Here is an 11,441-nt window from a genome sequence, read left to right as displayed (position 1 = left end):
CTAATACAATAATTAAAGCGATAAATGGTCTTGCTACTGAATTTTTCGCAAAGAATCCCCATAAACGACTATCCTCATGTCCTTTAAATGTTTTAACTGGATAAAACATTCCTTTTCCTAATAGCACCATGAAAAATGGATTTAAAGTGGTTAATACGAGTAGTAATACTGCGACACCAATTGCTACCGCTGAAGTAGATTGATATAATTTAAAACTTGCTAAAGCAAGTGATGCAAAACCAATTAGCACTGCAATTCCGCTATATAAAACGGTTTTACCTGCTGATTTAAATGTTTCTTTCGTAGCTAAATATGCATTTTCTTGTTTACTTAATTCTTCTTTAAACCTCGTATATAATAAAATGTTATAATCTGTTCCCACTCCAAACAGTACGACAACTACAAATACTTGCGTAAAGTTAGAAAACGGAAAATTAAATTGATCTACAAGATGAGAAATAATCCCCATTGAGACTAAATACGATACACCAACTGTAAGAAGAGAAACAATCGGAACAACTGGTGAACGGAATACAATGATTAATACTACAAGAATGAAAATGATTGAAATAACTTCTGTCTTTTTCACTCCCTCTTGAGAGGATGTAAGAAAATCACCCGCTATTAAATCACTTCCTGTTAAGTACGTTTTTACCCCTTTCGTTTGTACTTTTTTATGAAGATTATTTGCAACTTTTGATATTTCACCATGTTTTTTGTCTACCGATATTTGCGTTAAAATAGTCGTATTATCTTTAGAAACTAATTGTTTCTCAAGATCTTTATTATCTAAATGTGAAACTACTTCCTTAATTCCCAATTGCTCTTTTTCATTTTGTAAAGCGTTGATTGTTTTTGTTATTTCCTCTTTTTGTTCCTTCGTTAAAGCGTTTTTATCTCCACTATTAAAAACAGCTATAATTTCATACTTTTGAGCCCCTTCTTTATCCATCTCTTTTATCATTTTGTCAGCAATACTGCTTTGTTCTGTATTAGGAATCGTAATTTTCCCTTTTTCTTTCACTAATTTATCCATATTAGGCATCGTTACGACCATTGTAATAGTAATAACTATCCATAATAGAAAAGATAAACTTCTCCAACTTTTTAACTTGCTCATATTAATCATCTCCCACTTTTAGAGGTTTATGTTTCCTTCGGAATGAATATTCATTCCTATTATTTGAAAACTATCATTTTGGAATGAACGTTCATTCCTATTAAATTATTTTATAAACGCTATTAAACTACTCTTACCAGAATGAATATTCATTCCTTTAGCTATACAAACATATCATCTCCTATTTTCATATCTATTTAGGAATGAATGTTCATTCCTATCCTTATAAAGCTATAGAATCAAATGATTCTAATAGCATTCCAAGAGCTTTCTTCCAATTCTTTTACTAATTCTTTTGAGTATTCTAATTGCCCTGTCGCCATTACTTTTGTTAATTTTTCAAGCGGCTGATATACAATAATAATTAAAGCAACTGGAGGTAATGGACGAAGAAGGCCTTTTTCAATCCCACCCTCTATAATATTCATAAAGAATCCTATAAAGTCGTCAAATATTTTCTTACTCTGTTCATCAAGAAAATAACTATCACAGTGAGAATTTGTAAAAAGAAAAGCATCCACATTGTTTCTCGCAAATTCAAATAAACGATTATACGTATGACTAAATTGTTCACGAATATTTGCTTCAACAGGAAAATCTGTTTTTATTGTTTCAGATAGTTGTAACATACTTTCTGAAAATAATGAGTTAACGAGTGCCTCTTTATTTTCAAAATAGCGATAAATAGTACCAGCGCCGACATTAGCTTTTTCAGCGATCATCGGAATCGTCGTACCATCGTAACCTCGCTCTGCGAAAAGTTGCATCGCAGCATCAAAAATATCCTCTTGTTTATTTTTAGCCACTTTTCCCACCTCAATTTCCAGGAATGAAAATTCATTCCGCTTTTAATTATAAATTACATGGGTTAAAAGTCAAGTGTGCGACAAAGTAATGTAGCATTTTTATATCCCATGATTGTGAATAAAATTATATCAGCGATTTTCAAGATATATCGACTCACCGACAAAAACTGACAACGATTAGAGAAAGCTGTACCAAAATTTCTTTTGGAGACAGCTCGATTTCATATTTCCAAATTAAAAGAAATCATATATAAATGCTTCACGCACCGGTACTACATTTTCAAATACTCGTATTTCCTCTTCGCTTCCACTAATTAATTCTAGCTCATTTAGTTCTAATGGACGCTTGTAACCAAACATTATCGTAGATAGCGCATTAATATCCAGCCTAATTCCTTTATCTATTGTTTCTTCTTTCATAATTGTTATTTCTTGATTTGCAAGTCTCACTGATACGTTATTCCACCGAGCAAATGAATCTGTAATCTGTAAGATCACTTCTTGCTGCGCATTGTTCCAATTAAACTCATATTGCTTTAAAAACTGCTCCACATCTACAATTCTACCCATAAAATATGGTTTAATTTCTGCCTTCACTCGTGGCTCTTGCAATGTGTAAAGAAGTGGTTCTGCCTCACTTAGTATCATTTCTAGATCTTTTATCATAGAATCATGTTGGCAGATGAAGTTCCAAAGACCCGTTCTTGCTTCATTATGCAGTGGAACAAATTCTTCTACTGTCATTTTAGAGTTCTCAATTTTATATAAAATGTAACCCGACGCATTTTTATTTCCATCATAGTAAACAGCCAATGTTAATTCATGATATACCGCTTGTAGCCACCATTTAGACCCTCGAACTAACATACCAGAAAAACGTTCTGCAAATGTTTCATAGATCTTCTCGACCTCTTCTGGGTGATTTTCTTTATTGAATCGTTTCACAGTACCATTCACTTGTTTTTTCATAACTAAATCGCTCTTCGTCATATGACATGTAAGGCGATTCGCACAAAGTTCCCAGCCGTATTTACGGTAAAATGAAACGGCAAATGGATGTAGCATCGATACACTATATCCATCTTTTTTCATCGTTTGAAGGGAGTGCTGAAGCAACTCTTTTACATATCCGCTTCTTCTATACTCTGGGTACGTCGCTACCCCTGCAACACCGCCCATTTTAAACTTTTCTTTTCCTATGTAAATATGAAACGGAATAAGATGAAGTTTTGCGGCTAATTCTTCACCCTCCATAATGCCGTATATTTGATGGCTTTCTTTCATTCGTGTAATTTTCTGCTCTGCCCATTCTTCATTTGCTTTATATTGAAAAGCATATTCTGATAAACGTAATGCTTCTCTAAACTTATCTTCTTTTAATTGTATAACGTTCATATATTTCTCCTCCATTCCTTGTTTGAATTGTACCATAATTCTTAATATTCCAGTACAGTGAATGAAATTATATCGACGCTTCGACAAAGAATATCGACACCTATCTTATATAAAAAAGCAGATACATTACGCATCTGCCTCTCATCAATTTATTTAGCTAATATTTGAAGCTCTTCAAAAAATGTAGGATACGATACACCTACTGCTTCTGCATCTTCAATTGTTGTTTCTCCTTCAGCAATGCAGCCAGCAATCGCAAGCATCATTCCAATGCGGTGATCACCGTGACTATGTACTGTAGTTCCTTTTAGCTTCGATTTACCGTAAATAATCATTCCATCGTCGGTCGCTTCAATGCGAGCTCCTAGTTTCGTTAGTTCAGCAACGACTGTATCGATACGATTCGTTTCTTTCACTTTTAGCTCGTGTGCATCTTTAATGACTGTAATTCCGTCTGCTTGTGTTGCTGCTAAAGCGATAATTGGAATTTCATCGATTAATCTTGGGATAATATCTCCACCAATTTCGATTCCTTTTAATGAAGATGTTTCGATTTTAATATTTGCAGCAGGTTCTGATGCATCTTCGTTAATTGGCTCCCCAGTAAACGTAGCCCCCATTTTCTCAAGAACATCAATAATACCTGTACGAGTCGGATTCATTCCTACATTTTGTAATAATAGTTTACTATTTGGAATAATTGCACCTGCTACTAAGAAAAATGCCGCAGATGATACATCACCCGGAACTTGAACGTCTGTTCCTTTTAGATTTTGTCCACCAGCTAGTTTTACAGTTTTCCCTTCGCGAGTTACTGTAACGCCAAACGCCTCAAGCATTCTTTCTGTATGATCACGCGAAACGTGAGGTTCTGTAACAGTTGTTACACCTTCAGCACGAAGACCTGCAAGTAAAATAGCTGATTTCACTTGCGCGCTTGCGACAGGTGAGGTATATTGGATCGCTTTTAAATCTCCTCCGCGTATTGTAAGCGGCGTAAACGTTCCTTCTTCTCGGCCATCAATATTTGCGCCCATTTTCTTTAGTGGATTTGTTACACGTTTCATTGGTCTTTTTGCAATAGACTCATCGCCTTGTACACAAGAAAAGAATGGTGTGTTTGCAAGTATTCCTGACATTAATCGGATCGTTGTACCAGAATTACCAACATCTAATACAGCTTTTGGTTCTTGCAAACCTTCTAATCCTTTTCCAATTACCGTAACTTCGTCTTCATTTTGCGTAATCTCTACTCCCATTTCTTTAAAACAAGAAATCGTACTTAAACAATCCGCACCAGGAAGAAATCCTTTAATTGTTGTTTTTCCATCTGCAATTGCGCCAAACATGACAGCACGATGCGAAATTGATTTATCACCCGGGATTGTAATTGTGCCATTCAATCCATTAGTTACAGGTTGTATTTTTGTTCCCTTCACGTTCTCACCTTCTTTTTTAAATTGTTTCATACGTTTGGTATTCTTCTTTTCCTAGCGCCAGCTTTGCCTGCATGCGGTCTTCTTCTCTTTGGAAGCTAATTCTAAGCACCCCAAGCAATCCTTCGCGCGCTTCTAATATTTGCAAGTTTGTAATGCTAATTTCTTCTTCTGCTAAAATACTCGTAATATGAGCTAATGCCCCTACTTTATCTAAAACATCGACGTATAAGTCGTGATAGGCAGGAATTGCGCCTCTCTTTCGCACTGGTAAAGAGTCACGGTATTCTTTCGCATCTGCAAAATAGCTTTGTATTTCTCCTGCATCTCCTTTAGAAACCGTCTTATATAACTCTTCCATTTCTGAGATCCATTCTTCTAATAGTTCCAATAAATGACCGCGATTTTGTTTTACGATATCACTCCACATTTTCGGACTACTTGATGCAATGCGTGTTATATCTTTAAATCCACCTGCCGCCAGTTGATGAATAAGCGGGTTATCCCCTGCATGTTTCTCAACTTGTTTTACTAATCCTGCTGCGATAAGATGCGGAAAATGACTAACAATGCCAGTTACATAATCGTGTTCTTTTGTATTTAAAACGAGAAAATGCGATCCGGTTCCTTTTAGCCATTCTTTTAGCTCATCTACTTGATCAGCCTGCACGTGATTCATTGGCGTTAAAATGTAAAATGCGTTTTCGAAAAGGTGCGCCTTTGCACTTTCGACACCAGTTTTATGAGAACCTGCCATCGGATGTCCACCGATAAAAGAAACTTTCTTTGATAATAAAGCTTCCGCTTCATTCATAATTGTCCCTTTCGTACTTCCTACATCGGTAACAATAACATCTTCTCGTAAATGAAATGATGCAAGTTTGTGTAATAACTTTTTCGTTTCTTCAACTGGAGAGGCAAAAACAATTAAATGTGCCTCCTCACATGCACGCTGTAAATCTACTGCTACTTCATCAACTACATGTAATTCTTTTGCGCGCTCTACTTGCTCTTTAAATATGTCATAGCCGGTAATCGTTACATCGTGCTCTTTTTTTATCGCTAATGCAAGTGAGCCTCCTATTAATCCTGTTCCAATTAATACTACCTTTTTACACATTTGCCTCATCTCGAGACTTACTTTTTTTATTTTCAAAGTGTTGTTTTAACACTGAAATCACTCCCTCATTTTGTTCCCTTGTTCCAATTGTAATGCGCACGCCATTTGGAAACGGACGAATAATAAAACCAGCGTGCGCGCAAGATTCATAAATTTCTCCAGCATCATCTACTGGTAAGAAGATAAAGTTCGTTTGCGACGGATAAAACGGGATTTCATTTTCTGTACAAAAACTTTCGTACTGGTGTAATCCCTCTTTATTAACACGTACTATTTCCTCAATAAACGCTTCATCACTAAAGGCAATCGTTGCCGCTTTTTGCGCTAATGAAGATACGTTAAATGGCAAACGGACAACATTTAATTTCTCAATTAACTCTTCCTGTCCAATTGCATATCCGACGCGGAAAGAAGCTAATCCGTATGCTTTAGAAAATGTTCTAAGTACAAGAATGTTTTTATGCTTTTCCAGAAGTGGTAATATCTCTGGAAAATCTTTTGCTGTTACGTATTCATAGTACGCTTCATCAATGACAATTAACGTATTTTCACTAATACCTTCAATAAATTGAGTCAATTTTTGCTCATTAACATATGTGCCTGTCGGATTATTCGGATTACAAATCCAAACGATTTTTGTATGTTCATCAATTGCTGAAGAAACTTCGTCTAGATCATATACACCGTTATTTAAAGGAACTTCTTTCACTTTACATCCTTCAATAACCGCATGATGACGATATTGAGGGAATGTTGCACCAGCAGTAACAATGTTATCTCCTGCTCTGAGCACTGCACGGCTTATAATTTGAATGACTTCATCGAGCCCACTACCACAAAGCACTTGTTCCATTTTCACTTGTAATTTCTCTACAATCGTTTGACGGAGCGTTGTAGCTCCGCCATCTGGATACAATGCATGTTCCTGCCACGATTTTTGTAATTCTCCTAAAACACGAGGTGAACAGCCAAATGGATTTTCATTTGATGCTAACTTAACAAATGAATGATTCCCGTATACTTCTTTCATTTGCTCTGGTGATTTACCTGGTTTATACGGTTGTAATGATGATAGTTGATCTTTTACTCGCATGTTAACCCCGCCTTTTCATTAAAATTCTTTTGCGTATTTGTTATGTTGCGTAATGTTTTGCTTTAGTAATTCCATGCGGTCTTTTCCGAATTGTTCGACTAGTGCATCTGCAAGTTCCCACGCAACAACAGCTTCAGCTACAACACCTGCTGCAGGTACTGCACAGCTATCAGATCTTTCAATACTCGCTTGGAACGCTTCTTTCGTATCAATATCTACGCTTGCTAACGGTTTATATAATGTAGGAATTGGCTTCATTACACCTCTTACTACAATTGGCATACCTGTTGTCATACCACCTTCTAAACCACCCGCATTATTCGTTTTTCTCGTGTATCCTTTTTCTTCATCCCATATAATTTCATCGTGCACTTTACTTCCCGGCTGTCTTGCCGCTTCAAAACCAATTCCGATTTCAGCACCTTTAAACGCATTCACGCTCATAATAGCCCCGGCAAGTTTTGCATCTAATTTACGGTCGTAATGAACATAGCTACCAACTCCAATTGGCATACCTTCTGCAATTACCTCAACAATACCACCGATTGAATCTCCGCTACTTTTCGCATCATCAATCGCATCCATCATCTCTTGTTCTACTTCTTTATCTAAACATCGAACAGGTGAGTTTTCAGTAATCGTTTGAATTTCTTCTATCGGCAACTGAGTAATAGGCTTCGCTTTTACACCGCCAATTTCAAGAACATGTCCTGCGATTTCCACACCTAGTTCTTTCAAAATTTGTTTCGCAACTGCACCAGCCGCAACTCTAACAGTCGTTTCTCTTGCAGAAGAGCGCTCTAATACGTTTCTTATATCACGATGACCGTATTTAATGGCCCCGTTTAAATCCGCATGTCCTGGACGTGGTTTTGTAATCGTACGCTTCATTTCTTTACTTTCTTGCTCTGAAATTGGTTCTGCACCCATTACTTTCGTCCAATGTTTGAAATCATCATTTTTTACGATTAACGTAATCGGTGAGCCAAGTGTCATCCCGTGACGTACACCACTTACAATTTCAACAGTATCTGTTTCAATTTGCATGCGTCTTCCGCGCCCATGCCCTTTTTGTCTTCTTAATAATTCTTTATTAATATGTTCCGCTGTTAATGTTAAACCTGCTGGTACACCTTCTAAAATAACTGTTAACTGCGGACCATGTGATTCTCCAGCTGTAATGTATCTCATTTCTCTTACCCCTTTATTATTTTTTTGTACAAAAAAGTCCCTACTGAGCGCTCAGTAGGGACGATGTTTATCGCGGTACCACCCTAGTTGTAGACTTATTTCGTCTACCTCTCTTCTTCTTTAACGATCGTTTGACCGTCCTTCCCTTCAAAAGTTGGCGGGAAAGATGCTCCAAGGCTGTAATTCATGCTTATCTTTGTACTGATTTACACCGACCATCAGCTCTCTTTAACAGTGAGATAAGCACTACTGTTTTCCTCTTCAGCGCATATATGATATGGAATTAAGATAATTTATTTTTGAAACCTTTTAACTCATCCATGAATCTATGGAATTCTGGAATGTCCATTTGTTGCGCAGAATCTGATAACGCAACTGCTGGATCCGGATGTACTTCCGCCATTACTGCATCTGCTCCAATTGCAAGTGCCGCTTTTGCTGTTGGTAATAATAAATCTCTACGCCCTGTTGAATGTGTTACGTCTACGATAACTGGTAAATGTGTTTCTTTCTTTAAAATCGGTACTGCTGAAATATCTAATGTGTTACGTGTCGCTCTTTCGTATGTGCGAATACCGCGCTCACAAAGAATAATTTGGTCATTACCTTGTGCAATAATGTATTCCGCTGCATTAATGAACTCATCAATTGTTGCTGCTAAACCACGTTTTAATAATACTGGCTTGTTAACCTTACCTACAGCTCGTAGTAAATCGAAGTTTTGCATGTTACGTGCTCCAACTTGAATTACATCAACGTATTCTAGCGCCATTTCTACGTCATTCGGATTTAAAATTTCACTAATAATTGCTAAGTCAAACTCATCTGCTACTTGGCGTAAAATTTGTAAACCTTCTACTCCCAAACCTTGGAAATCGTATGGAGATGTTCTCGGTTTGAAAGCACCGCCGCGCATTAATTTAAGTCCTTGATCTTTCATCGCTTGCCCTACTTGGCGAACTTGCTCTAAGCTTTCTACTGCACAAGGTCCCATAATGAACGTTTGTGTTCCGTTCCCTATCAATTCACCTTTAACATTAACAATTGTATTTTCTTTTTTCTTTTTACGTGAAACTAGTAATGCTTTACGGTTATCATCTTCTTGCAGTTCTAAGCTAGCTTTGAAAATCGTTTTGAAAATATGTTGAACCGTTGACGTTTCGAATGGTCCTTCGTTATGCTCTGCAAGCATATCAAGTACTTCACGCTCACGTACTGGATCAAAGCGTTTCGTACCTTGTACTTGTTTTTGCTCTCCGATTTTTTGAACAATTTCACCTCGTTTGTTTAAAAGGTGTAGTAATTGTAAGTTAATTTCATCTACCTGTTTACGTAATTGATCTAATTCATGATTTGCCATTTGGAAATCCTCCTCTAATGTTTTAAAAGTATAGTAAGAGAATGTAAAATTCTCTATTTTCTGAACTGATAAATTATACAAATTTAAAGTGGAATCGATACCTCTTCTTATTTTAAACTAATAATTACCATAAAGACACTATCTACTAGTTAAAAATCACTTTTTTTGTACAAAAAATCCCTACTGATCCAATCAGTAGGGACGATATTTATCGCGGTACCACCCTAGTTGTAGACTTCTTTCGTCTACCTCTCTTCATTGTTAACGATCATCTGACCGTCTTTCCCTTCATAAAGACAATAGTATCTTTATTACGAAAAAGATGCTCCAGGACTGTAATTCGCTCTTGTTTTTGTACTGGTTCACACCAACCACCAGCTCTCTGTTACAGGGAAACAACAACTACTTCTTTTCCTTTCAACGCATGTTTATTATATTTTCAAGTTGTACTATCAAAATACAAAAAGTCCCTACTGAATAAATCAGTAGGGACGATATTTATCGCGGTACCACCCTAGTTGTAGACTAACTTTCCGTCTACCTCTCTTCACTGTTAACGATCAATTGACCGCTTTTTCTTCATAAAGACAATACTATCTTTACTATGAAAAAGATGCTCCAAGACTGTAATTCATGATTATCCCTGTACTGGTTCACACCAACCACCAGCTCTCTGTTACAGTAAGACTAACCACTACTGTGATCTCTTCATTGCACTTTATTTATTCAAATGTTTTTGAAATTGAATAAGTATGATTCGTATTATAGAACGCTTTTCAAAACACTGTCAACAACTTTTTATTTATTTTTTTAAAAATCCGTTTTCGCCCTATGATTCCTCTTGTAAATTCTCCGTTACAATTCCGATACGAATTATCTCATTTTCTATTAAATTTAATACATGTCTTTCTACTCCATACTTGGTTAATAGTTCTTTTATTTGTATAATTTCACTTTCAAGTAAATCGGCTTCTTGACACGTCTGAAGTAAAGTGAAAAACACATTTGCATACAATTCTTTATACGCTTTCAAACTCTCTTTCTTTTCAAGTATCTCTATAAACAACTGTTTCATTTCTTCTTGATTACATTGTCCTTCCACACCTTGAAATTTACTCGAAATAATATTTAGTCCTTTTTCTAAAATCTCATCCATACATAATACAATACGTAAAAGCATCATATATTCTCTCGTTGATATTACGCCCATTTTCGGACGTTCTCTTAAAAATACATGTAGCCACGCTGTCCAAAATTTTTGTTGTTCTTTTCCGCTTAACGTTTTTACGTAGTAGCATACATACTGCATAAATTTAATTTTATTCTCTTCGTTTTCTTGCATTAAAAGTGGATATAACCAATCTGTTTTTTGCTCCCAATACAGCACACATTTAATAAATACAAAACTAAGCCATTTTAAAAACGCTTCTCTCGTATACGGATGTAGCAGCTCTAAATGCTCTACCGCATATTTAATATATCTCTTCATCTCTGTAAATAAAGGTAAATTAATTTGCGTATAACATAATCCCGCCCACGCATACTTGGTCAACTCATTTTCTTTCTTTAAATCTAAGTAAGGTAATACATATTTTCGGCACCATTGCTTCTCAATATGGTATAAAAACGTAATATCTGCTGTTAAACGAGCAAACATAAAGTTCTTTCTTTCCGAAGTAACACTTACCTGCTCCTCAAATAAAAATAAATATTCATACACGTTGCGATCGTATAAATGATCATATGCTAACAGTTTTAGTAATACAGCAGTCATCTTCCCAACAGGATGCTGAATAGATTCATTGTAAAACTCTTGTTTTCCAATCTTAAAATCCGATTCCCCTCTCATAACTTGTGGAAGTACAGAAAAAGAAAAACGTTTTACAATCCGTATACTATTTTCATCTAACTCTTCTAATC

At 36.1% G+C, this 11,441-nt stretch carries 9 protein-coding genes and 3 other annotated features; all 9 genes read right to left on the bottom strand.

The window, feature by feature from the left end; genetic code table 11:
- A partial coding sequence (locus AB3X48_RS12045; RefSeq protein ID WP_367959573.1) for an MMPL family transporter occupies window positions 1-1,120 on the bottom strand: 1,120 nt, incomplete at its 3' end.
- 239 nt (window positions 1,121-1,359) lie between these two features.
- A complete protein-coding gene (locus AB3X48_RS12040) occupies window positions 1,360-1,926 on the bottom strand; it encodes a TetR/AcrR family transcriptional regulator (protein ID WP_016105167.1) in 567 nt (188 codons plus the stop codon).
- Between the two features lie 234 nt (window positions 1,927-2,160).
- Entirely contained in the window at window positions 2,161-3,321 is a 1,161-nt protein-coding gene (locus AB3X48_RS12035; protein ID WP_016105168.1) for a GNAT family N-acetyltransferase, read from the bottom strand.
- 149 nt (window positions 3,322-3,470) lie between these two features.
- Entirely contained in the window at window positions 3,471-4,760 is a 1,290-nt protein-coding gene (aroA, locus tag AB3X48_RS12030) for a 3-phosphoshikimate 1-carboxyvinyltransferase (RefSeq protein ID WP_016105169.1), read from the bottom strand.
- Between the two features lie 16 nt (window positions 4,761-4,776).
- Window positions 4,777-5,877, bottom strand: coding sequence for a prephenate dehydrogenase (gene tyrA / locus AB3X48_RS12025; RefSeq protein WP_016105170.1), 1,101 nt, complete (start codon window positions 5,875-5,877; stop codon window positions 4,777-4,779).
- Window positions 5,870-6,970, bottom strand: a complete 1,101-nt coding sequence (hisC, locus tag AB3X48_RS12020) for a histidinol-phosphate transaminase (RefSeq protein WP_016105171.1) — start codon at window positions 6,968-6,970, stop codon at window positions 5,870-5,872. Before hisC ends, tyrA begins: the two co-directional genes overlap by 8 nt.
- Before the next feature lie 18 nt (window positions 6,971-6,988).
- Window positions 6,989-8,161, bottom strand: coding sequence for a chorismate synthase (aroC, locus tag AB3X48_RS12015; RefSeq protein ID WP_002161402.1), 1,173 nt, complete (start codon window positions 8,159-8,161; stop codon window positions 6,989-6,991).
- Window positions 8,162-8,214: 53 nt separating this feature from the next.
- Window positions 8,215-8,435: a binding site (T-box leader), on the bottom strand.
- A gap of 9 nt (window positions 8,436-8,444) precedes the next feature.
- Window positions 8,445-9,521, bottom strand: a complete 1,077-nt coding sequence (locus AB3X48_RS12010; protein WP_002161401.1) for a bifunctional 3-deoxy-7-phosphoheptulonate synthase/chorismate mutase — start codon at window positions 9,519-9,521, stop codon at window positions 8,445-8,447.
- 194 nt (window positions 9,522-9,715) lie between these two features.
- Window positions 9,716-9,951, bottom strand: a binding site (T-box leader).
- A gap of 54 nt (window positions 9,952-10,005) precedes the next feature.
- Window positions 10,006-10,242, bottom strand: a binding site (T-box leader).
- A 108-nt stretch (window positions 10,243-10,350) separates the two neighbouring features.
- On the bottom strand, window positions 10,351-11,441 hold a 1,091-nt coding region (locus tag AB3X48_RS12005), incomplete at its 5' end, for a DUF4020 domain-containing protein (protein WP_367959570.1).

Origin of the sequence: Bacillus sp. S4 (assembly GCF_040838205.1) — a bacterium.
Lineage (GTDB): Bacteria > Bacillota > Bacilli > Bacillales > Bacillaceae_G > Bacillus_A > Bacillus_A cereus_U.
Note: the sequence above shows the minus strand (reverse complement) of the source record. Positions and strands in the feature narration are given on the sequence as shown.